We start from the raw sequence: 22,057 nt of genomic DNA on the forward strand, positions 1-22,057 counted from the left end.
TGCGAATTGTCGTGCCGAGTCGCGCTGATGCGCCGATCAATGCCCGCAGGTTAACACATCTGGCCAACGACCGCGCGGACGATGGCGTCGAGAACCCCGCGCAATGCAGGAGAAGACGGCGTCTGGCGCTGAACCGCCCTTAAGTCGCGTCTGGTGACCCGACGCCGTGCGGACGGCGGCTTTTCCAGTTCACCGCACACAGCGGCTGCGTCGCCGTCATCCCGCTTTGGGCGTCGGTCGCATTTCCGCGAAGCCGAATGACGACAAGCTGTGCAGGTGCAACTGGCGAATTTTTTCACAACACCGCCCCGAGGGCCGAGGAAAGTGAACAGCCCCGCGCGAATGGATGGTGGTGTCTTCAGTTGCCGATGCGAGGGGCCTTTGTTCGGGTCATGCGCACCAGCGTACCATCGCGCGACATCGCCTCGTGGAAGCCCACCATAACGACAATCAGCACGCCGGGCACCCATAGCAATCGCCATGTAACGACCACCAAGTTCGACCAGCCATCCGATATCGGGCGGGCGGGAAAGATATCGAAGCCGAAAGGTGCAAAACCCATTGGCCCGCATCAAGGCGATAACCGGCACCAGCAGTTTAACCAGATACAGCATGCCATGGCCTACGGCTGCCGCCTTGCCCAGCAACCCACCTCGATGGCTCGGTCGATTGCGTCGGTTGGCCAGCGCCCAGATCACCCGCAGTACGATCAGCACCCAAAAGAGGGTTCCGACAGGCTGATGCGATGCCAGCAAGGGCGATAGAAACGGCTGGCGGCCAAAGATCAACCGCAGCCCATCCCGAGAAATTGCCGAGCCAGCGATGCACCTGTGCATTAACCGTGTCGCGCGGCCATAGACTTCGAGCGTATCGAATAGCGATGTTCTTATCTCGGTCATGTCTAACTCACGGCTCTGGCCTGCTCTGGGTTCTAGGCTGTGGGAGCCTGAGAATGGCAGATCGTGTCGGCATGGTTCCGCGCCGCAGCAGGCGGATCTCGACGCGAAGACCATCGTGCCGCCATGGTCACGGAAGACATCCCGGGCGATGGACAGGCCCACTCTCGGTCGAGCAGCTGTCCTCGCCGCGCACGAAAGGCTCGCAGACCTTGGGCAATAATGCGGCTGGAATGCCGGGACCTGTGTCCTCGATGCGGATCAGGGCGACATCTTGGCCGTGCGACAGTCAAGGTCGCGCCTCGGCCCTTGAGAAGGTCTTTCGGTTGCGAGGCATGGCTGACCTTGCCTGACAGTTGGGCGCGGATCGCGGGGGCGGTGGGGAGGACGGCGATCCGCGCCCTTTCCCTCATGCCGCGCGTGTCAGTTTCACGCCGGGAAAATCGACCGGCACGTCCTGCGCGACATTGAGGTAATCGATGAAGAGGTTAAGGGCGACATGGGTGATGATCTCGACCACTTCCTCATCGCCCAATCCCGCAACCCGCAGGGCATCGACATCCGGGGCGGCGATACGTGGGTCGGTCGAGCGACCCGCTTGCGCCTCGACTATCTCGATACTGCTGAAACCGGCCTTGCGGCCGACGCCCTTATGCGTGGCAAGGCAGTAGGTGTAATTGTTGCGGTCGGCGATCTGCTCACCCACCTTCAGAACCAAGCGCAGCAAATGACCCAAAATGCTGCTCGGCGCGGCTGGGGAATTGGCGGCCACCTTGAACATGTCTGGGACCATGCCAAAGGCTCCGCTGATCCGGGTGAGTTGTTCGGCGGTGATACCCATCGCACTGGACGGGTCGATCAGACTGATCCGGCTCATCTGCGGTCCTTTCATCTGGAAATGGTCAGTCCAAGGGCGCCACCTTGCCCGGCAGGCTCAGATTGCCCGAGGCCACCTTGAAGACATTGCTGACGCAAAGCAGGGGCGCGTGCAGGTTGCCATTCACCTTCAACCCCGCCGTGACCCCATCATATGAGGCCCCGGCAATCCCGCCGATCAGTTGCAGGGGGATTTCGACATCCACCGCGTCGCCCTTGAAGGTCGTCGGGTATTCGGGGCTGTCGATCAGCAGCGGCACGCCCGGCCATGTCGCGGGCAGCTTCGGCTTGGCGCCTTCGGGGATGTCGATGACCTTCAGCCCGCCGCCGCAGGCCTTGTCCTCGGCCAAAACGACCCAATGCGGATGCCAGATGTCGCGATTGACGCCGCCATTCGCCGCATCGTCGAAATCGGGGTGAAAGGTCACGGCCAGCGCGACGATGCCCTGCTTGGCCTCGAACCCGATCTCGGCGCTGTCGAGCGAGGTCGGCCACACATAGGCGTAGACATCCGAGCCCTCGAACTTGCCGGTTGCGGCTGGTTTTTGCGCTCCGGCCTCGCCCCGGACGCGGGTCGAGAAAATCGCCGTCTCGTCCTTCATCGAAATCTTGGTCTCGATGATGTCGAAGGCGGCCTGCACGGCCTCGGTCGGCTCGGATTTCACGGAATGGGCATGGACCTGCCCGACCGAGGCAAGCAGCGCAAGCGAGGCGCAAAGATGGATGCGGGTCATCGGGCTTTCTCCGTATGGGTCACTGGTTACGCACGAAACTGGCAATGATATCCGCCGTAAGCTGCGGATGCTGGTGCTGCGGCCCGTGCCCGGCCTGAGGGAAGGTGACCAAGGTGACGCTCGGCAGGACCTCGTTCAGCGCGTACCAGTTCTCGACCGGGAAGATGATGTCGTGATCGCCGCCGATATGCAGGATCGGGACCCGCGTCGATTTCAGCATTTGCAGGACCGGCTCGGCGGGAAATGCCGGGCTTTTCGGACCATGCGCAAGCAAGGGACGTGCGAATTCGACCGGAACCGGGGGCGACAGATCCTCAATTCGGGCCTCGATCCGCGCCTGAGACCGCACCGCAGCCGCGCGGCTTTTCTCGGATTTCGGCTCAAAGAACAGCGCGGTGATATCCTCGATCGAATAGCTGTCCTTGCCAGCGAGGTCATAGAAAAGCTGCTCGGCCAGTTTTACCAGATCGCCCGGCGGCGTGGTGCCAATCAGCGCAAGATGGCTGATCCGGTCGGGATAAAGGGTCAGCGCGGCCTGCGCGGCCATGCCGCCCAGGGACCAGCCGCCCAGGACGACATCGCGCAGACCCAGCCCCGCAATCAGGTCGCGGGGATCGGCGGCCATCTCGATCGGGTTATAGGTCGGGGTTCCGTCCGAAAGCCCCAGCCCGGAATAGTCAAAGACGATGACCTGAAAGCCTTGCCCAACCAAGGCCTCCAGAAAGGCCGGGTCCCAGAGGTCCATCACCCCACGAAAACGGTGGCATAGAATGATCGGCCGCCCCTTGCCCATCGCGCGATAAGCGAGCGTCCGGCCATTGACCGTCAGATAATCGGTGGGCGAGGTCGTTGCGGAAATCTGCTGGATATTCATATCTTTCCTCCGATCGGCGGGGGATTGGGACAGGCAGTTCATCCAAAGCCTAGCTTTTGCCGGTGGGGGCGTATTGTAAGCGATTGCTGCGTCGGATCAGACGCGGCGCGCCCTTAGCCACCTGCCCGGAGGCAGACCGACGATATTGCGGAAGTATCTGGTGAAATGCGCCTGATCGTAGAAACCGACCGCCAGCGCGACATCGGCTAGGGTCGATTCCCGTTCCTGCAACAGCACCTGCGCCACGCGCACCCTTTCGCGGATCTGCCAGATATGGGGCGATACCCCCAGCGAGACCTTGAAGGCGCGGCAGAAATGAAAGGGCGAAAGCTGGACCAGATTGCACAGCTCGCTCAACCGGATGTTCTCGGTCAGGCGGGCGCGCATGTATTCGATGATCAGCCGCCGCTCGGCGGGTGACAGCCCGCGCGGGCGATCCTCATGCGGGCGCTCGATCCGGGCCAGGTTTTGCAGCAGGGCCAGCGCCAGCATGTCGTCCCGCAGGGTCTCGGGCTGTTTGCCACCTTCGCAAGCCGCCTCATATTGACGGGCGATGTGCAGAAGCGCCGGATCATGGAACATGTAGCGGGGGCGGAAATCCGAAGGCTCATAGCCTTCGCCAAGCTGACGGCCCAGATTGGCGACGTCGAATTGCAGGACCAGCCAGCGCAGCGGCCCCGAGGGGTGATCGAAAAATCCCCATTGCCGCGCACCGGGCGCGGCCACGGTCATCTGATGCGGCGTATCATGCGTCGGGACGGGCCTGCGGCGGCCATGCGGGCCGATCATCACGCGCGCATCCGGTTGCGACAGCATGACGATCAGCCGCGAACAATCCGCCTCATCGGAATTGACCGAGGGGCGCAGGCACGAGGCCTCGACCACCTTGGCACTGAGAAAGGTCCATGCCGAGACCGACCTGATCCCATAGGATATCCCCTCATGACGAATCGTCGAGACCTGCTGCCAGGCTTCGGGGCCAAAGCTTGGCTTTGCCTGCGCTGCTCGGGCAAGACTGGGGCGCATGCGATCTGGCCCCGGCTCACGGACCGACTGACGCCAGCCGGTCCCGCGCGGCGTCATCGGCCACGGGATCTAAGGACAGTGCTGCGGTGACGCCTGCGGCATAGGCCGGATCGGCCCGCGCGCAATTCGCGACATGGCGTTGCCTGACCTCAATGCCCACTCCGGCCATGGCGCGGGCGGTGTTCTGGAACAGGCGCTGGCGCTCGTCCAGCGTCATCAGACGGAACAACGCGCCGGGCTGCTCGAAATGGTCGTCAGCCAATCTGTGGTCGTAATGATCCACCGCACCTTCCAGCGGCAGCGCTGGGTCCGCCTGTCCCTGACTGGCCCATTCATCGACCGAGTTCGGCCAATAGGCAATGGTCGATCCCGCATTGCCATCAACCCGCATCTGTCCGTCGCGATGATAGGCATGGACCGGACAGCGCGGTGCGTTGACCGGGATGTTCATGTGATTGACGCCCAGCCGATAGCGCTGCGCATCGCCATATGAGAAAAGCCGCGCCTGCAGCATCCGGTCGGGCGAAAAGCCGATGCCGGGCACGACATTGGCCGGGCTGAAGGCGGCCTGTTCGACCTCGGCAAAGACATTTTCGGGGTTGCGGTTCAACTCCATGACCCCGACCTCGATCAGCGGGTAGTCACGCTTCGACCAGACCTTGGTCAGATCGAAGGGATCGTGGCCATGGCTGCGCGCCTGTGCCTCGGTCATGATCTGCACGCAAAGGGTCCAATACGGGAAATCGCCACTTTCGATGGCGGTATACAGGTCGCGCTGATGGCTTTCGCGGTCTTCGCCGATCAGGGCTGCGGCCTCGTCATCGCGAAGATTTTCGATGCCCTGCCCGCAGCGCCAGTGGAATTTCGTCCAGACCCGTTCATTCGCGGCATTGATCAGGCTGAAGGTGTGGCTGCCGAAACCGTGCATATGACGATAGGAACGCGGGATGCCGCGATCGCTCATCACGATGGTCACCTGATGCAGGGCCTCGGGCAGCAGCGTCCAGAAGTCCCAATTGCTATGGGCGTTGCGCATCCCGGTCCGGGGATCGCGCTTGACCGCGTGGTTCAGGTCGGGAAAGCGCAAGGGATCGCGAAAGAAAAAGACCGGCGTATTGTTCCCGACAAGATCCCAATTGCCCTGTTCGGTATAGAATTTCACCGCGAATCCGCGAATGTCGCGCTCGGCATCCGCTGCGCCGCGTTCCCCCGCGACGGTCGAGAAGCGCGCGAAGACCGGCGTCTGTTTTCCGATCTGCGAAAACAGCGCCGCGCTGGAATGGCGGGTGATGTCGCTGGTCACGGTAAAGGTTCCATATGCGCCCGAACCCTTGGCATGCATGCGGCGCTCGGGGATCACCTCGCGGTCGAAATGGGCCAGTTTCTCGATCAGCCAGATATCTTGCAACAGCGCGGGACCGCGACGGCCAGCAGTCTGGATGTTCAGGTTATCGGCCACCGGTGCGCCATTGGCATGGGTCAGGGGCTTGTCGCTCATGTCATCCGCCCTTTTCTGGGTCGAGGTTCAGACGCTGTCGAGCGCCGCGATGAATTCGTGACTGGTCAGGATCGCATGCGCATAGGTCGGGCCGTTCACATCATGCGCATTGTGCAGCGCCTCGGGGCTGGCGGCGGCGGTCGCATCGCGGATCAGCGTCACGTGATAGCCAAGCTCGGAGGCGAAGCGCCCGGTGGCTTCGATGCAGGTATTGGCGATCAGCCCGATCAGGACGACATGCGTGACCTTGCGCTGTTTCAGCAGCAGATCCAGATCGGTATTGGCAAATCCGCTGGCCCCCCAATGTTCCTTGACGACGATCTCTCCCGCCCGGGGTGCGAAATCGGGAAACCATTCCGCGCCCCAACTGCCCTTGGCAAAGACCTGATGATGCGCGGCCCCCAGCTGATAGGGCGTCGGATGATCCCAGGTCTCGAAATCGCCCTTTTCCCATTGGTGATGCGGGACGATGAAGACATGCAGGTCGGCTGCCCGCGCCGCTGCAAGAACCTTGCGCAGGTTATCGTGCAGACCCAGACCGGTCGCGACCTGTTTTACCAGGGGCCATAGCTTACCGCCCTCGGCCAGAAAATCGTTGTAAGGATCGACGAACAGCAGCGCCGTTCGGCCCGGATCATAGGATGTGGGTTGGGACATCTGCGGCAGTCCTGTACGGCGAAATTTCGGGAAAGTCTGGTCCCGCGCATTGCCAAGGGAAATTCTACGACCGTGTGGCGGGGCCAAACCTTCGGATAGGCCGGATCAGGCGGCCTTGGCGGCTTGGCCCAGATATTCATCGGTCGAAAGGGCCTTGGCATAGGCGAATGACAGCGCCGACATGAAGGCGGCATGGGCCATCGCCGCCGGGACGCGGGTGCCGTTGAATTCCAGATCGCGAGAGGCGCAGGCGTCATGGACCAGCACCACAGCATAGCCGAAATCGGCCGAGGCGCGCGTCGCCGCATCGACGCACATATGGCTCATATTGCCGCAGATCACCACTTCCGAGATGCCGTTCCCGTCAAGATGGGACTTCAGATCCGTGCCCAGATAGGAATTGATCTGGTGTTTCAGCACGACATGCTCGCCCTCAATCGGTGCGACGGACGCGTGGATTGCGGCCCCCTTGCTGCCGGGACGAAAGAAGGGGGCGGCGGCGCTTTCGAATTCGTGGCGGATATGCACGACCAGATCACCCGCTGACCGCGCCGCGGCGATCAGGCGCGCGGTATTCGCGGCAGCCTCTTCGACCCCGACCAGCGGCCAGTCGCCATCGGGGAAATAGTCATTCTGGATGTCTATGACGATCAGGGCTTTGGGCATGACGCGCACCTCGCATTCGGGATGGGTTGATCAGCTTTGGAAGAAGGCAAGCAGGTCGGCATTGATCACGTCGGGATGCGTCGTGCACATGCCGTGATCGAAACCGGGATAGGTCTTGAGCACCCCGTTTTTCAGCAGCTTCGCGGAAAGCGGGGCCGAGTCCGCATAGGGCACGATCTGATCGTCATCGCCATGCATCACAAGGACGGGGACGCTGATCGCCTTCAGGTCCTCGGTGAAGTCGGTTTCGGAAAAGGCCTTGATGCAGTCGTAATGCGCCTTGGCCCCGCCCATCATGCCTTGCCGCCACCAGTTCTCGATCACGCCCTGACTGGGCGTCGCGCCGGGGCGGTTGTAGCCATAGAACGGCCCCGAGGGCACGTCCTTGAAGAATTGCGCCCGATTGGCAAGGAAGGCCGCGCGAAAGCCGTCGAATACCTCGATGGGCAGGCCGCCGGGATTGGCCTCGGTCTTGACCATGAGCGGGGGGACCGCGCCGATCAGCACGGCCTTTGCGACCCGGCCCGGCTTTGCCCTTGCGACATAGCGCGCAACCTCGCCGCCACCGGTCGAGTGGCCGACATGGATTGCACCCTTCAGGTCAAGCTGGTCGGTCAGCGCCGCGACATCGGCGGCATAGGTGTCCATCTCATTGCCAGTAAAGGTCTGGGTCGAGCGGCCATGTCCCCGCCGGTCATGAGCGATGACCCGGAACCCCTTGTCCAGAAAGAACATCATCTGGCTGTCCCAGTCATCCGACGACAGCGGCCAACCGTGATGAAAGACGATCGCCTGAGCCTCTCGCGGGCCCCAGTCCTTGTAGAAGATTTCGGTGCCGTCGGAGGTCGTGACATAGGACATGATGAAATCTCCCTGTTTGGTGGTGGCATCGGCGAGGGCCGGAAAGGGTGGCAGCATAGTTGCGGTCAGCGCCGCGCCACCTGCGATCAGGATACCACGCCGCGTGGCGTCGGGGAAAATCGGTGGATTGCGGGTCATGGGCACCTCGGGGCTGTAGGGCGGTGGGATGCGGCTTGGTCATGCTGGGCAGTAAGGGGCGAACTGACGAGTAAATCGTCGCAAAAAATTGCAAAGCAGGGACATGCCGGGACAAGGCGATAGCTGCCGTCGCGGATGGCCTTGGTGATCGCTACGCGGTTCCAGATGCTCTCAGGGCGCGCGGCCGAGCAGTTTTCGCCGGTTTGCCAGCGCCCGCTTGATGCCAAAGCCGAGATCATCACTCAACAAGAACCGCCGATCCTCGACCGGCAGATTTTCCGGCTTCGCGCTTGGACCAAAGACATGCGGCCGACATCGTCATGGGTAATCGGGTAGCCCCGCTTACAACAATCACCCAAGGTCTCGCCCGACTTGTAGGGCAAAGGCCTGGGTAAGGATGGGCTTGGTGAGATGAACCGGCTCGATCCCGGCCATCTTGAGGTTGTCGGCCAGCCGCCTGATGCGGGGCTGGAAATTCCAGCCCCGCACGGTTGTCGATCAGGACTCCCGCGCGGATCAGCGGGACATTTTCTTGCACGCTCCGAATGCACCGCCCTCAAATGCTGCCGGATTCGGCCCGCTCCTCAGGAGTGGCATTGGGCAGCAGCATCTCGGGTGATAAGTCTAGGAAACGCCCTTAAAGGCCCGAAATTCAGCAAAATTCAAGCCTATCAAACGCCATCCTCCCCTGCGTGAGGTTATCGCCGGCAAGAGGCTGCGGTCGTTGCAGTGGACGATTTGTAATAGCCACGCCATTCCGCGCATTGGCGATCAAGAGGGGCGAATAAAATAGGGCAGCAGGCGATTCCACGCAATATCGTACTTCGGAAGGGCGACAGCGCTGCGCATGGCCATTAGCATTCCACCATCGATCCCTGATTTCGGTAATGAGGTGAGTGGTGGAAGGCGCGTTTCAGTCCTCCGGAACGGGATATGAGGTCCGCTTCGGAGAATATCGTTTCCTTCCCGGCTCGGGCGTCCTGTTGCGGCAAGACAGCCCGGTCAGGATTGGCAGCAGGGCCAGGATGCTCCTGCGGACGCTCGCGCAGAACCCAGGAGAGACGATCGGCTATGCCGAGCTGATTTCCTCGGCCTGGCCCGGAATTCATGTCGATGAAGCGAACTTGCGCGTGCAGATGTCGGCGCTCAGGCGGTTGCTCGACGCCGGGTCGTCGGGGCCGTCCCATATCTCGAACACTCCCGGTCGGGGATATGCGCTGACCTGTCCGCCAGTCCCCAACCCTGAAAATCAGCTTGGGGCTGGCTTGAACGCAATGGGCCTGATCTCGCCCCTGTCCTCGATGATAGGCCGGGGTGAGGATGTTGCCATTGCCCTTGACCGCCTGCAGCGGCATCGTTGCCTGAGCATTGTGGGACCGGGTGGGATCGGCAAGACCCGCCTTGCTGTCGAACTGTGCTGGTGCCTTGCCGATGACGATCAATTTCGGATCTGCTTTGTAGATCTGGCGCCGCTCGCTTCCGCTGATCTCGTGCCGGCAGCCATCGCCGCGACGTTTGGTGGGACGGGCGATCCGCATAACGCGCCTGAACAGCTTATCCTTGCGGCGGTCAGGGCGACCCCGACCCTGCTGGTCCTCGACAATTGCGAACATGTGCTGGACGTGACTGCTGCGCTTGCCGGACGCCTGTTGCTGCAAGCGCCGGACCTGCGCATTCTGGTCACGAGCCGCGAGCCGTTTCTGATCGATGGCGAGGCCGTCCTGCGTCTTGGCGGACTTGAGCTACCCCCCGAAGGCACCATGCCCCCGTCGCTTGTCGAGGCGCTCAACTATCCCGGTATTGAACTGCTGGTCGAACGGGCGATGGCCGCGCAAAGCGTTTCTTTCTCGGATCAGGATGTGCCCGCGCTGGTCCAGATTGCGCGTCGCCTTGACGGCATTCCACTTGCCATCGAACTGGCTGCCGGTCGGATCGAGGCGATCGGCGTCGAGGCCCTTGCCCATGCGCTTGAGGGGCAGATCAGCCTTCTTGACGGCGGCAAGCGCACGGCATTGCCGCGTCATCGCACGCTGGCAGCAACGCTCGAATGGAGTTTTAACCTGCTATCCGAGGATGAGCGGAACCTGCTGGTGATGCTCAGCGTCTTTCAGGGCGAATTTCAACTGGAGGCCGCCGGGCAGGTTTCAAAAAGTGAATTCGAGAGCCTTCTGCGTCTGGTCGCCTCGCTGGTCACGAAATCCTTCGTGATCGTCAGCCGCTCGGGCCAATCGGTGCGCTACCGCCTGCTGGAGACGACGCGCGCCTTTTGCGCCTCGCGGCTGGCGGACAGAGCGGATGCGCCCGAAATCCAGCACCGCCACGCCGCACATCTGGTCACCGAACTGGCGCAGGCCATCCGGATCGGCGGCACCAATGCAGAGGGCAGAGGCGACCACAATGCCGAATTGCGCCGGATCGCGGCCGATATCCGCGCGGCCATCGCCTGGGGGTTGCGCGAGGGCGGAGATGCACGGCTAGCGGTGCAACTGATCGTCGAGAGTGGCCCGATGTGGCTGCGGCTTTCGATGCTCAAGGACTACGCTCTGGTCATCGAACGGGCGATCGACATTTTCTCGAACCATCCCGATCTTGACGAAACCGATCTGGTCTGGCTTGCGCCCAGCCTGCACAAGGCCTGGTACAATTCACTGGGCCTGTCGCCAAAGGTTCAGCCGATGCTGATCAAGGCCATTGATGTGGCACATCGGACGGAAAACCGAAGCTGCCATCTTGACTGTCTCTGGGCGATGTTTGGGACCCGCCTGACCCAAGCCAGATATGGCGATGCCCTGATCTATGCCCGCGAATTCCAGCAGGTCGCGGAGGCCTCGGGCGATACGGCGCAGATCGCGATGGCACATCGCATCGTCGCGCTCAGCATGTGGCGGGACGGGAATCTTGTCGATGCCGCGCGTCATGGACGGGCGGCGTTGCGATCGAATGCGCAGATGACGGCCCATGTCCAACTGGACCTGATGTACAAGCAGGGCGTGACGTCGCGGGCGAACATGTCGAACCTGCTATGGCTGACCGGTCAGGCCGATGCCGCGTTGGACTTGGCACATGAGGCGGTGACGGTCGGGTTGTCGGGCGATCTGCTTGGGCTGGCTTATGGCCTGGGAATGATGATCATTCCGCTGACTTTCTGGGTCGGGGACATCGAGCAGGCCGAGTCGCTTTCCGCCCTGCTGATGAAGATCTCGGCCGAGAACGATTACAGCTATTGGGGGCGCTGGGGTCGAACCTATCAAAGCGCGGTCCACCGCCTCAAGCACGGAGTGGCGGCGCCCGACGATGCCATCATTGCTTACGCGGACGAATTGGACGGGCTGCACCGCCATATCCTTGCTACGATCCTGCCGGGCCTTCCCATGGCATGGATCACGCAGATGGACGGAGAGGAAAAACGGCACCATCCCCATTGGAGCACCGCCGAATTGCAGCGTATCGCAGCGATGCAGCTTCTTTCCGGCGGTGATGCCGAGGGCGCACGCGCGCAGTTGGAATTCGCGTTTGAGACAGCCCGTAGTCAGGGCGCCATGGCCTGGGAGCTTCGCATTGCAACAAACCTGGCCGAACTGGACCTGCATAGCGGGTATCAGACCTTGGCGCGAGACAGACTCTCCGAGAGTCTCAGGCGCATGACCCAAGGCACGAAAACTCAGGATGTAAGGCAGGCGAGGCGGCTGCTGTCGGCCATAAAGTGAAGCTCGGCGGCGTCTTTACTGCTGTTTGGGCAGGAAAGGCTGACCGGATCTTCAAGCATTCCGTGGCCAGAACTGATCATACCCAACTGGTGACCAATTGGGGAATACCGCAGCGCTGCAGGCTTTGATCGCAGATCGTCGGTAGATACCCGCAACGCTTCACTGCCATTGCAAACGGCCAAGATTGACGCGTCGCCAAGGGCTAACAGCCCTCGCTGGTCATGTCCTTCCGCGTGGTGTCATTTTTGGGATGGCCTGAGATCATGGTCAGGCGGTTTGAGCGGTGATGCTGGGAATGGGGATCTCCTCCTTGGCGATCTGGGCCACGGCCTCGTCCATCGATGGCGCGGCGGGCAGCCGCTATAATACCTTCCTGCCCGAGCACCTGCTGAAGATCGCGATCATTGTCACCTGCCCGACGATCAATGGCGCATCGGCGGGGCGCTGCGTCTGCAAAGCACCTCGGGTAGAATGGCGTCTTTGATCCGCGTCTGGCCGAGTCCCCGATCCGTCAGGGCGGTTACGGCACTCTCGACCTGACCGCAGGCGGGAATATCCAGATGAACGCGAACGACGTGTCCGCCCGCGATTACCACGGGGTCGTCGATTCCTATTCTTGTAGCAATCTCGTGGGCGATCCCACGTTCTGATTGGCGAGGGAACGGCATCGAGGTGTGCCGACTGCCGCTACTTTGCTACGCCACTCATGAGCAATGTTTGGGCAGAATTCGCTAGTCCGGCATGCGTGATGGATGACGGAAAGATTGGGCTTCTGCCGACGAATACACCCGTCCAATAGAAAAACCCCGCCCTGCACCTGCAGAACGGGGTGATTTTTGCCGGGTTTCCCGGATCAGGTCACCGGGGCGGGGTTGAAGACCGCCAGCGCGTTATGGATGCCCCAAACATCCGACCACGGCTTCTTGCGACCGCTGGCCACGTCAAGGATCAGCTCGAACAGTTGCTGGCCGACTTCCTCGATGGTGGCCTCGCCGGTGGCGACGGGGCCGGCGTCGAAATCCATCAGGTCGTGCCAGCGTTTCGCCAGATCGGTGCGGGTCGCGACCTTGATGACCGGCGCGGCGGCCAGACCGTAGGGCGTGCCACGACCGGTAGTGAAGACCTGAAGCGTCATGCCCGAGGCCAGCTGCTGCGTGCCGCAGACGAAATCCGAGGCAGGCGTCGCTGCAAAGATCAGGCCCTTTTTCGTCACCCGCTCACCCGGCGCCAGCACCTGAGAGATCTTGCTGCTGCCAGATTTCGCAATCGAACCAAGAGCTTTCTCGACGATGTTCGACAGTCCGCCCTTCTTGTTGCCGGGCGAGGGGTTGGCGCTGCGGTCGGTGCGACCCTGCGCCAGATAATCGTCATACCATTTCATCTCGCGCAGCATGGCGCGGCCGGTTTCCTCATCGGCGCAGCGGGGCGTCAGCAGATGCACCGCATCGCGCACCTCGGTCACTTCCGAGAACATCACCGTGCCGCCTGCCCGCACGATCAGGTCGGCGGCATAGCCAAGCGCCGGGTTCGCGGTCACGCCCGAAAACGCGTCCGAGCCGCCGCATTGCAGGCCAACCACCAATTCGGATGCCGGGACGGTTTCGCGGGTGCGGCGGTTCAACTGCTCCAGCCGTTCCTCGGCCATGGCCAGAATGCCGTCGATCATCGCCTGAAAGCCGGTGAAGCCTTCGTCCTGCAGGCTAAGGACATTGCGCATGGCAAGGTCCGAGGGCAGTTCGGGCATCAGGGTCTCGGGGCGCAGCTTCTCGCAGCCAAGGCCGACGACCAGAATCTCGCCGCCGAAATTCGGGTTCCGGGCCAGGTTCTGCAAGGTGCGGATCGGGACCACGGCCTCGGGGGCGTTGATCGCCACGCCGCAGCCGTAAAGGTGGTTCAGGCCGACCACGTCATCGACATTGGGGTATTTCGGCAGCAGGCGTTCCTTGATGATGCGGACGGCGTGATCGACCACGCCCGCCACGCAATGCACCGAGGTCGAGATGCCCAGCACGTTGCGCGTGCCCACGGTTCCGTCGGCATTGCGGTAGCCCTCGAAGGTATAGCCTTCCAGCGCAGGCAGATCGGCGGGAACCTTGGTCGCCAGCGGCAGGCTTGCCAGTTCCGGCGGCGTGGGCAGTTCCAGCAGCAATTCGTTGACCCAGGACCCGCGCGGCAGGGCCTTGATCGCATAGCCGATGACCTCGCCATAGCGGGTGATCGCGCCGCCTTCGGGGATATCGGCCAGCGTGACCTTATGGGCCTGCGGGACGTGATCGATCAGGGTGATGTCACCCATCTGCGTCCCGGCGGGCAGGCCGCCGGAATTGACGACGATGGCCACGTTGTCGCTGGGGTTCAAACGGATCGAACGGGGGGCTTCCATGGCTACCTGCTGGTTCATCTCGGGCTCCTCGGGTTGCGCCGGAACCGGCGCAGGAATGTCACGTAAATGGCGGCAACCCGAGGGCCGCCGCCAAGACTGTCATCACGCGTTTTGCGCGACCAGCGATTTCTTCAGCTCGACCCGCTCGATACGACCGACAAAGACCAGCATCATGAACAGGGCGACTGCGGCGCTAAGACCGACAAAGACCAGCGCGCTGTTGAACGACCCGCCGCTGGCCTGCACCAGATAGCCGATGACGATCGGCGTCACGATGCCGGCCGAGTTGCCGAAGGTGTTGAACAGGCTGCCCGAGATGCCGCCGGCTTCCTTGGGCGAGGTATCCGACACGATCGCCCAGCCCAGCGAGCCCACGCCCTTGCCGAAGAAGGCCAGCGACATGAAGAAGATGACCAGCGCGTTCGAGTCGACATATTCGCAGGCCAGCATCGACATCGCCAGGAACATGCCGATCACGATCGGCGTCTTGCGGGCGACGGTCAGCGAATAGCCGCGTTTCAGCATCTGGTCCGACAGCCAGCCGCCCAGCAGCGCACCGGCAAAGCCGCACAGCGCCGGCAGCGAGGCGACAAAGCCCGCCTTCAGGATCGACATGCCGCGTTCCTTGACCAGATAGATCGGGAACCAGGTCAGGAAGAAATAGGTCAGGATGTTGATGCAGAACTGGAACATATAGACGCCCAGCAGCATGCGGCTGGCCAGCAGTTCCTTGATGCATTTCATCGTGTCGACGGTCTTGGGCTTCGCCTCGGATGCGGCATAGTCCAGATCGACCAGCGCGCCGCCCTCACGGATATAGTCCAGCTCGGCCTGATTGACGCCCGGATGCAGGCGCGGCGGGAAGATGAACTTGCCCCAGACCGCAGCCAGCACGACGCCAAGCGCGCCGATGATGTAGAACACTGCCTCCCAGCCGAAGGTGTGGACGATGAAGCCCATCAGCGGCGCGAATGCGGCAGTGGCGAAATATTGCGACGAGTTGAAGATCGCCGAGGCAAACCCGCGTTCCTGTTTCGGGAACCAGGCCGAGGTCAGCCGGGCATTGCCGGGGAAGCAGGGCGCTTCAGCGGCACCCACCGCCAGACGCAGGCCGAACAGCAGCGCGACAGCGGCGCCACCGGTCAGGAAGCCGACCAGGCCTTGCGCCATGGTGAAGACCGACCACAGCAGCAGACCCCAGAAATAGACTTTGCGCGAGCCGTGCTTGTCCAGCATCGTGCCCATCGGCAACTGCGCCAGCACATAGGACCAGGCAAAGGCCGACATGATGTAGCCCATCTGGACCGAGGACAGGCCAAGGGCCGCGCTCATGTCCTTGCCCGCCATCGACATGGTCGCGCGGTCGGCATAGTTGATCGTGGTCGCGATGAAGAGCATCGCAAGAATGCCCCAGCGGGCATTGGTGCGCCGGGCCTCTGCCGCAGCAGAGCCCAGATGTGTGGACATATCCAAAGGCTGTTCCTCCCGAGCCTGTATCAGTTCCAGACGACCTGAGCGGCGCGGGTCGCGCATTATCCGCTGGATCAGGGCGCGGGGATTCGTCCCGTCGCAAGCCGTTGAACCGGTTGGATTTTCAGGTCGCCATGCAGTTACATGTCATACAACTATGCGATTCACCGCCGGTTTGACAATACAAATAATACAAGTTGGCGAGACGCCGCCCGCGATCCCTGCCGCAGCCCCCTTGCCACAGACCCTGCCCCGCACAAGGCGCGCCCCTACACATGGGGCGCGCGACGGACTATCTTTCGCCGCGGAGGAGGCGTCGCACCCGTCGCGACGCAAGGAAATACAAGTGGAAAGCAGATTGAGGGACGACAGGACCATCCCGGACGAAAGCGCGCGCGGCGCAGGCGCGGCCACGCTGGCCGACCAGATCTATGACGAGATCCTGCACCTGATCCTGAACAAACCCCTACCCGAAGGCAGCCGTCTGCCGACCGAGGCGCAGTTCTGCCAGATGTATTCGGTATCCCGGACCGTCGTGCGCGAGGCCCTGTCGCGGCTGAAGATCGACGGCATCGTCACCTCGCGTCAGGGTCAGGGCAGCATGGTGCTGCGCAAGCCCAATGCGGGCGTGCTGGATTATCCCGATATCGGCAGCATCGCCACGATGCAGCGGCTGTTCGAATTCCGGCAGGTCATCGAATGCGAGGTCGCGGGTTTTGCGGCGACCCGCCACACGCCCGAACAGCTGGCCCGGATCGAGGCCGCGCATCGCGCCGTGGACGTGGCCCTTGCCGCCGGTGCGCATGGGATCGAGGAAGACCGCCTGCTGCATCTGGCAATTGCCGAGGCAGCGCATAACGCCTTCCTGCTTGCGGCTTTGGCCTCGGCCGGGCCGCAATTCGTCAAAAGCATCGAATTTGCCCGCAGCTTGTCAGGCAGGCTCAGCCCCGGCCGCATCGCATTGGTCAGTCAGGAACATGCTGCCATTGTCGAGGCAATCCGTGCCCGCGATGCGGAAGCCGCGCGGGCCGCGATGGCCGAGCATCTGACCCGCACCCGGACCCGCGTCTTCCTTGAGGAATAGGGCGGTTCAGCCGGCCAAGCTGGCCGCCTTGCGGGTAGCCGCGGCGAAACCTTCCTGAAGCGCGGTGTCAAAGCCCAGCCGCTGCGCCTCAAGCAGGCCAGCGGCGGTGGTCCCGGCGTAATCGACATAGCTTTGCACCATGGCCTCGGCCTCGGCCATGCGGCCCGACAGCAGGCGCGCGGCGTCGCAGATGACGGCCTCGGCGGCGTGTTCGGCGACCGAGCGGGGCAGCCCCTGATCGGTCAGATAGCGCATGATCGCCACCGCCATCAGCGCCGGATAGGCCGGACCGGCACCGGGCACGGCGGTCATCAGGTCCAGTTGCGATTCCTCGGTCAGTTCTTCCTCGCGCCCGATGGCCGACAGAATCGCGGCGATCCGCGCCCGGTCCTGCCGGGTCACGTCCGGCCCCGCCACCCAAGGCGAATAGGACGCCCCGATCTCGGCCGCGGCATTGGGGATGGCGCGGACGGTGCGCGGCCCGATGGCCGCGATCGGCACCCCCGCCATCACCGACAGCACCAGCCGCCCCTGCCCCGCGAAATCCAAGCCCGGCCAGTCCTGCGGGCGCACCGACAGCACGACGACCTCGGAGCGCTCGACCAGATCGCGGCAATCGCGCGCCCATTGGACCTTATGGCCGAAATAATCCTCGCGCGGGCCGGAGCGGTTCAGGATCACCAGATCCTGCGCCTCGACCGTTTCGGTCGCCAGCAGCGCCCGCCCCAGTGCCGCGCCGATCCAGCCGGTGCCGCCAATGATGCCGATGGTCATGAGGCCTCCTCCAGTCCCGCCCGGAACCGCGCCAGTTCCGCCGCATCGGGGCGGCGTCCGGTATAGATTTCGACGTAATGCGGAATGCGTTCAAGCCGCGTGGTCAGGCTTTCGCGCGTCTGCATCGAGATATAGCCGATCTGCACCAGATAGACCGTCCGCGCCCGGACATCGGCGTCCTTCGGGTCATGGCCCCAGCGCATCAGCAGGGATTCGATCGCGGATAGCCGCGCGGCATCGGCTTCCTGCAACCGGACCATCATCGCCCCATCGCTTAGCGCCCAGCTGCGCGCGGCGAATTCCAGCCTTGCGTCGAAACGCTCGCTCAGGAAACAGCCGATCAGGTTCAGCATCGCCTCGGTCTCGGTCGCGGCAAAGGCATGGCTGGCGGCGACCAGCGGCGCGGTGGTGCGTTCCGCCCACAACCCGGCCAAGGCGTCCAGGAGCGCCGCCCGATCCTTGAAAAACCAGTAGAACGAGGTCCGCGACAGCCTCAGCCGCGCCGCCAGGGGCTGGATCTTGACCGCATCGACGCCGTTTTCGATCAGCGCGTCATAGGCCGCACCCAGCCACAAATCGGGCGAGCCGCGCCAGCCTGCATCCTGTTCCTGAACGCTATCCATGCATCCAGACTAGGGCCGCCCGCGTGCTTGGGCAAGAAAATGTTCAGTCATGAACGAAAACTTGACACATATGAACAGTTTTGGAATCCTGCCTTCAGCAACCGGAGGCCGACATGTCCCGCGACCCGCTTCTGCAGCCGTTTCAGCTTCGTCATCTGACGCTGCGCAACCGCATCATGATCACATCCCACGAACCCGCCTATGCCGAGGACGGGATGCCCAAGGAACGCTACCGCGCCTATCACGTCGAACGGGCGCGGGCGGGCGTGGCGATGACCATGACGGCGGGCTCGGCCAGCGTGGCGCGCGACAGCCCGCCCGCCTTCAACAACATCCTTGTCTGGAAGGATGAGGTCGTCGGCTGGATGCGGCAGCTGGTCGACGAATGCCACGACCATGGCGCGGCGGTGATGATCCAGCTGACCCATCTGGGGCGGCGCACCCGCTGGGATACCGGCGACTGGCTGCCCGTCCTTGCCCCCAGCCACGAACGCGAGGCCGCGCATCGCGCCTTTCCCAAACGCATCGAGGATTGGGACATCGCCCGCGTCATCAGCGATTTCACCGATGCCGCCGAGCGGATGAAGGCCGCCGGCGTCGACGGGATCGAGCTTGAGGCTTACGGCCACCTGCTGGAACAATTCTGGTCGCCGCTGACCAATGATCTGGAGGCACCCTATGGCGGATCGCTGGACAATCGGCTGCGCTTTGCGATGCAGGTGCTGGGGTCCATCCGCGACCGCTGCGGGCCGGATTTCATCGTGGGCCTGCGCTATACCGGCGATCAGGATCTGCCCGGCGGCATGGGCAAGGCCGAGGGGCTGGAGGTCAGCCGCAAGCTGCGCGACAGCGGGCTGGTCGATTTCCTGAACGTGGTGCGCGGCCATATCGACACCGATGCCGGCCTGACCGACCTGATCCCGATTCAGGGCATGCGCAACGCCCCGCATCTGGATTTCGCCGGAGAGATCCGCGCCGCGACCGGGATGCCGACCTTTCACGCCGCCAAGATCCCCGATCTTGCCACCGCCCGCCACGCCATCGCCAGCGGGCGGCTGGACATGGTCGGCATGACCCGCGCCCATATGGCCGACCCGCATCTGGTCCGCAAGCTGGTCGAGGGGCATGAGGACGACATCCGCCCCTGCGTCGGCGCGAATTACTGCCTCGACCGTATCTATCAGGGCGGCATGGCCTTGTGCCTGCACAACCCCGCCACGGGCCGCGAACTGACGATGCCACATGTCGTGGCCCCCGCGCCCTCCCCGCGCCGCGTGACGGTGGTCGGTGCCGGACCGGGCGGGCTTGAGGCCGCCCGCGTGGCAGCCGCCCGCGGCCATCAGGTGACGGTGTTCGAGGCCGCGTCCGAGCCCGGCGGCCAGATCCGCCTGACCGCGCAGGATGAAAGACGGCGCGAGATGATCTCGATCATCCGCTGGCGCTATGATCAATGCATCAAAGCGGGTGTCGGATTCCGGTTCAACACCTATGCCGAGACCGACACGGTTCTGGAAAGCGATCCCGATATCGTGGTCATCGCCACCGGCGGCCTGCCCCATACCGAGGTGCTGGCGCAGGGCAATGATCTGGCCTGCTCGGCATGGGATATCCTGTCGGGTGATGTGAAGCCGGGGCGCGAGGTGCTGGTCTTTGACGATGCGGGCGATCATGCCGGGCTGATGGCCGCCGACCTGATCTCGGCCAGCGGGGCGCGGGTGGAAATCGTCACTCCCGACCGCAGCTTCGCCCCCGAGGTGATGGCGATGAATCTGGTGCCCTATATGCGCGCGATGCAGGGCCGCGACACCACCTTTACCGTGACGTGGCGGCTGGTCGGGTTGGCACGCGAAGCCAACCGCATCCTTGCCACGCTGAGCAGCGATTACGGCCCGGTGACCCGCGAAAGGCTGGTCGATCAGGTCGTGATCAACCACGGCACCCGGCCGCTGGACGAGCTGTATTTCGATCTGAAGCCCCTGTCCCGGAACTTGGGTGAAGTCGATTACGAGGCGCTGGTGGCGGGTCAGGCGCAAGGGCTTGCCGCCAATCCGCAGGGCCGCTTCCAGCTGTTCCGCATTGGCGATGCGGTCTCGGCGCGCAATACTCATGCGGCGATCTATGATGCATTGCGGCTGATGAAGGATCTGTAATTTCACTGAAAAGACGACAAAATATAATTTGAATTGCAAATCAATTTAAAGTCGCCATATTGGCGGGATGACACAGGATTCCCCCTCGGCTCGTTCGCGCTTCGGCATTCGTTTTTCGCTTCTGGCCCGGCGCTGGCGGCGTGCCATCGACCTGCGGCTGGCCGCGGCTGGCCTGTCTGACGCCAGCTGGGTGCCGCTGGTCCATCTGCGGGAAACCGGCGGCGGCATCTCGCAAAAGGAACTGGCGGCGCTGGTGGGCGTCGACGGCTCCAGCCTTGTGCGGGTGCTGGATTTCCTGTGCCGCGAAGGTCTGGTCGAACGTCGCCCCGACGCCAGCGATGGCCGCGCCAAGCTGATCCACCTGACCCCCGCCGGTGAGGCCCGCGTCACCGAGATCCGCCGCGAGCTTGGCCGCGCCGAGGACGAATTGCTGGCCGATCTGGCCGATACCGACATTGCCGCGATGCTGGGCCATTTCGACCGGATCGAGGCCCGGATGGTTTCCCCGACCGAGGGCAAGCGATGACCCAGACCCTGTCCCGCCGTGCCGCCACCCGCCATCTGCTGCGGCCCCTGCATCTGCGCGACAGTCTGACGCTGGCGCGGCAGCCGTCTTTGCGCAATGCGGCGCTGGCCGGGTCTCAGGCGGCGCTGACGCTGGCGATTGCCCTGCCGCTGGTGCATCTGTCGCCATGGCACGGGCTGACCGGCTTTGCCGCACTTGGCGCGCTGGTCGCCCTGTTTGGCCGCTTCGCGCCCGAGGGGCAGCGCGCCCGGGTGCTGCTGCAAAGCGGTGCGCTGCAGGTTCTGGCGGTGCTGTCCATGTCGCTGGCGGTCTGGCTGGGCCTTTCGGCCAATGGTCAATTGACCTTGCTGGCGCTGGCCAGCGGGGTGCTGTTCTTTGCCACGACGACATGGCGACTGGGACCGCCGGGGGTGCTGATCTTTGTCTTTGCCGCCGGGGCCGCGATGGGGCATCCGGTCACCCTGCCCGAGATATTCGGCCGGGTCGCGGCGACCGGTCTGGTCGCGGTCCTCGCCTGGGCGGTCTGCACCCTGACCGAGGTGCTGCGCCATGCCGCCGGGCCCGACCGGCCCTTGCCGGTCGAACCGGTCCGCCCGCTGGGACATCGGCTGACGGCCTCGGCACGGGTGGTGCTTGGCGCGGGGATCGCGGCATTTGCCAGCGACATGGCGGGCGCGGCGCATCCGGCCTGGGCGGCGATGGGGGCGATCGTGGTCATTCAGGGCCCGTTCTTGCATGTCAGCATGTCCCGCGCCCTGCAGCGGATGGCGGGAACGGTTGCCGGGGCGCTGCTGGTCTGGCTGATCCTGCAGGCTGACCCTTCGTTCTGGGTGCTGATCGTGGTGCTGGCCATGCTGCAAATCACCACCGAGCTGATCATCGGCACGAATTACGGGCTGGGACAGATCCTTGTGACGCCGATGGCCCTGCTGATGAGCTATCTGGCGATGCCGCAGGCCTCGGGCGCGGCGATGGCGTCGGAACGGGTGCTGGACACGCTGGCGGGCGTGGTGATCGGCATGCTGGTCGCCATCGTCCTTTCGACGCTGGACGACCGGGCGCATCTGGCCCGCCATCACGACGCGCGTATGGCGGGCTGACGCCTAAACCATAA

General features: G+C 63.5%; 19 protein-coding genes. 6 read left to right on the forward strand and 13 right to left on the reverse strand.

The window, feature by feature from the left end; translation table 11 throughout:
- Window positions 1–50: 50 nt before the first annotated feature.
- The 9 genes from GL300_RS26635 to GL300_RS09060 form a co-directional block, all read right to left on the reverse strand.
- The gene (locus tag GL300_RS26635) at window positions 51–899 is read right to left on the reverse strand and encodes a hypothetical protein (protein WP_246195126.1); all 849 of its coding nucleotides are present in this window, start codon (window positions 897–899) and stop codon (window positions 51–53) included.
- A 406-nt stretch (window positions 900–1,305) separates the two neighbouring features.
- Window positions 1,306–1,773: a carboxymuconolactone decarboxylase family protein gene (locus tag GL300_RS09025; RefSeq protein WP_155039301.1), complete on the reverse strand. Its 468-nt coding sequence runs from the start codon at window positions 1,771–1,773 to the stop codon at window positions 1,306–1,308.
- Window positions 1,774–1,798: 25 nt separating this feature from the next.
- Window positions 1,799–2,506: a hypothetical protein gene (locus GL300_RS09030; protein ID WP_155039302.1), complete on the reverse strand. Its 708-nt coding sequence runs from the start codon at window positions 2,504–2,506 to the stop codon at window positions 1,799–1,801.
- A 19-nt stretch (window positions 2,507–2,525) separates the two neighbouring features.
- Window positions 2,526–3,380, reverse strand: coding sequence for an alpha/beta fold hydrolase (locus GL300_RS09035; protein WP_155039303.1), 855 nt, complete (start codon window positions 3,378–3,380; stop codon window positions 2,526–2,528).
- A 96-nt stretch (window positions 3,381–3,476) separates the two neighbouring features.
- Entirely contained in the window at window positions 3,477–4,406 is a 930-nt protein-coding gene (locus tag GL300_RS09040) for a helix-turn-helix domain-containing protein (protein WP_170297633.1), read from the reverse strand.
- 16 nt (window positions 4,407–4,422) lie between these two features.
- Window positions 4,423–5,904 carry a catalase gene (locus tag GL300_RS09045; RefSeq protein ID WP_155039305.1) on the reverse strand — a complete coding sequence of 494 codons (1,482 nt, stop codon included), beginning with the start codon at window positions 5,902–5,904 and terminating at the stop codon, window positions 4,423–4,425.
- A gap of 27 nt (window positions 5,905–5,931) precedes the next feature.
- Window positions 5,932–6,561: a cysteine hydrolase family protein gene (locus GL300_RS09050; RefSeq protein ID WP_155039306.1), complete on the reverse strand. Its 630-nt coding sequence runs from the start codon at window positions 6,559–6,561 to the stop codon at window positions 5,932–5,934.
- Window positions 6,562–6,666: 105 nt separating this feature from the next.
- Complete coding sequence (locus tag GL300_RS09055; RefSeq protein WP_155039307.1) at window positions 6,667–7,227, reverse strand: cysteine hydrolase family protein; 561 nt, start codon at window positions 7,225–7,227, stop codon at window positions 6,667–6,669.
- A 30-nt stretch (window positions 7,228–7,257) separates the two neighbouring features.
- On the reverse strand, window positions 7,258–8,226 hold the full coding sequence (locus GL300_RS09060) for an alpha/beta fold hydrolase (RefSeq protein ID WP_155039308.1): 969 nt from the start codon (window positions 8,224–8,226) through the stop codon (window positions 7,258–7,260).
- A gap of 899 nt (window positions 8,227–9,125) precedes the next feature.
- On the opposite strand from GL300_RS09060, the gene GL300_RS09065 reads away from it, so the two are divergent.
- Window positions 9,126–11,933: an ATP-binding protein gene (locus tag GL300_RS09065; RefSeq protein ID WP_343042956.1), complete on the forward strand. Its 2,808-nt coding sequence runs from the start codon at window positions 9,126–9,128 to the stop codon at window positions 11,931–11,933.
- A gap of 295 nt (window positions 11,934–12,228) precedes the next feature.
- Window positions 12,229–12,417, forward strand: a complete 189-nt coding sequence (locus tag GL300_RS09070) for a hypothetical protein (protein ID WP_155039310.1) — start codon at window positions 12,229–12,231, stop codon at window positions 12,415–12,417.
- A 369-nt stretch (window positions 12,418–12,786) separates the two neighbouring features.
- Here the strand turns inward: GL300_RS09070 and garD are convergent, their stop codons facing one another.
- Entirely contained in the window at window positions 12,787–14,334 is a 1,548-nt protein-coding gene (garD, locus tag GL300_RS09075) for a galactarate dehydratase (protein WP_155039311.1), read from the reverse strand.
- Between the two features lie 84 nt (window positions 14,335–14,418).
- Window positions 14,419–15,783, reverse strand: a complete 1,365-nt coding sequence (locus GL300_RS09080) for an MFS transporter (protein ID WP_155039312.1) — start codon at window positions 15,781–15,783, stop codon at window positions 14,419–14,421.
- 349 nt (window positions 15,784–16,132) lie between these two features.
- Between GL300_RS09080 and GL300_RS26155 the strand changes: the two genes are divergently transcribed.
- Entirely contained in the window at window positions 16,133–16,870 is a 738-nt protein-coding gene (locus GL300_RS26155; RefSeq protein WP_170297634.1) for an FCD domain-containing protein, read from the forward strand.
- A 6-nt stretch (window positions 16,871–16,876) separates the two neighbouring features.
- Here GL300_RS26155 and GL300_RS09090 read toward each other — a convergent pair whose 3' ends face one another.
- Both GL300_RS09090 and GL300_RS09095 read right to left on the reverse strand, forming a co-directional pair.
- On the reverse strand, window positions 16,877–17,644 hold the full coding sequence (locus tag GL300_RS09090) for a pyrroline-5-carboxylate reductase family protein (protein ID WP_155039314.1): 768 nt from the start codon (window positions 17,642–17,644) through the stop codon (window positions 16,877–16,879).
- On the reverse strand, window positions 17,641–18,267 hold the full coding sequence (locus GL300_RS09095; protein WP_155039315.1) for a TetR/AcrR family transcriptional regulator: 627 nt from the start codon (window positions 18,265–18,267) through the stop codon (window positions 17,641–17,643). Before GL300_RS09095 ends, GL300_RS09090 begins: the two co-directional genes overlap by 4 nt.
- Window positions 18,268–18,380: 113 nt before the next feature.
- Here GL300_RS09095 and GL300_RS09100 point away from each other — a divergent pair, with 113 nt between their 5' ends.
- The 3 genes from GL300_RS09100 to GL300_RS09110 all read left to right on the forward strand — a co-directional run bounded on the left by GL300_RS09100 (window position 18,381) and on the right by GL300_RS09110 (window position 22,043).
- Complete coding sequence (locus GL300_RS09100; protein ID WP_155039316.1) at window positions 18,381–20,417, forward strand: NADH:flavin oxidoreductase; 2,037 nt, start codon at window positions 18,381–18,383, stop codon at window positions 20,415–20,417.
- Between the two features lie 67 nt (window positions 20,418–20,484).
- Window positions 20,485–20,943 (forward strand): MarR family winged helix-turn-helix transcriptional regulator, encoded by a 459-nt coding sequence (locus GL300_RS09105; protein ID WP_155039317.1) that lies wholly within the window; start codon window positions 20,485–20,487, stop codon window positions 20,941–20,943.
- Window positions 20,940–22,043 (forward strand): FUSC family protein, encoded by a 1,104-nt coding sequence (locus tag GL300_RS09110; RefSeq protein ID WP_155039318.1) that lies wholly within the window; start codon window positions 20,940–20,942, stop codon window positions 22,041–22,043. Before GL300_RS09105 ends, GL300_RS09110 begins: the two co-directional genes overlap by 4 nt.
- Window positions 22,044–22,057: the final 14 nt, after the last annotated feature.

Source organism: Paracoccus litorisediminis, assembly GCF_009711205.1.
Taxonomy (GTDB): domain Bacteria; phylum Pseudomonadota; class Alphaproteobacteria; order Rhodobacterales; family Rhodobacteraceae; genus Paracoccus; species Paracoccus litorisediminis.

Excerpts from the sequence above, each read along its gene's own strand:
- GL300_RS26635 (WP_246195126.1), bottom strand. The coding sequence starts at position 899 with ATGACCGAGATAAGAACATCGCTATTCGATACGCTCGAAGTCTATGGC.
- GL300_RS09025 (WP_155039301.1), bottom strand. The coding sequence starts at position 1,773 with ATGAGCCGGATCAGTCTGATCGACCCGTCCAGTGCGATGGGTATCACC.
- GL300_RS09030 (WP_155039302.1), bottom strand. The coding sequence starts at position 2,506 with ATGACCCGCATCCATCTTTGCGCCTCGCTTGCGCTGCTTGCCTCGGTC.
- GL300_RS09035 (WP_155039303.1), bottom strand. The coding sequence starts at position 3,380 with ATGAATATCCAGCAGATTTCCGCAACGACCTCGCCCACCGATTATCTG.
- GL300_RS09040 (WP_170297633.1), bottom strand. The coding sequence starts at position 4,406 with ATGCGCCCCAGTCTTGCCCGAGCAGCGCAGGCAAAGCCAAGCTTTGGC.
- GL300_RS09045 (WP_155039305.1), bottom strand. The coding sequence starts at position 5,904 with ATGAGCGACAAGCCCCTGACCCATGCCAATGGCGCACCGGTGGCCGAT.
- GL300_RS09050 (WP_155039306.1), bottom strand. The coding sequence starts at position 6,561 with ATGTCCCAACCCACATCCTATGATCCGGGCCGAACGGCGCTGCTGTTC.
- GL300_RS09055 (WP_155039307.1), bottom strand. The coding sequence starts at position 7,227 with ATGCCCAAAGCCCTGATCGTCATAGACATCCAGAATGACTATTTCCCC.
- GL300_RS09060 (WP_155039308.1), bottom strand. The coding sequence starts at position 8,226 with ATGACCCGCAATCCACCGATTTTCCCCGACGCCACGCGGCGTGGTATC.
- GL300_RS09070 (WP_155039310.1), top strand. The coding sequence starts at position 12,229 with ATGGGGATCTCCTCCTTGGCGATCTGGGCCACGGCCTCGTCCATCGAT.
- garD (WP_155039311.1), bottom strand. The coding sequence starts at position 14,334 with ATGAACCAGCAGGTAGCCATGGAAGCCCCCCGTTCGATCCGTTTGAAC.
- GL300_RS09080 (WP_155039312.1), bottom strand. The coding sequence starts at position 15,783 with ATGTCCACACATCTGGGCTCTGCTGCGGCAGAGGCCCGGCGCACCAAT.
- GL300_RS09090 (WP_155039314.1), bottom strand. The coding sequence starts at position 17,644 with ATGACCATCGGCATCATTGGCGGCACCGGCTGGATCGGCGCGGCACTG.
- GL300_RS09095 (WP_155039315.1), bottom strand. The coding sequence starts at position 18,267 with ATGGATAGCGTTCAGGAACAGGATGCAGGCTGGCGCGGCTCGCCCGAT.
- GL300_RS09100 (WP_155039316.1), top strand. The coding sequence starts at position 18,381 with ATGTCCCGCGACCCGCTTCTGCAGCCGTTTCAGCTTCGTCATCTGACG.
- GL300_RS09105 (WP_155039317.1), top strand. The coding sequence starts at position 20,485 with ATGACACAGGATTCCCCCTCGGCTCGTTCGCGCTTCGGCATTCGTTTT.
- GL300_RS09110 (WP_155039318.1), top strand. The coding sequence starts at position 20,940 with ATGACCCAGACCCTGTCCCGCCGTGCCGCCACCCGCCATCTGCTGCGG.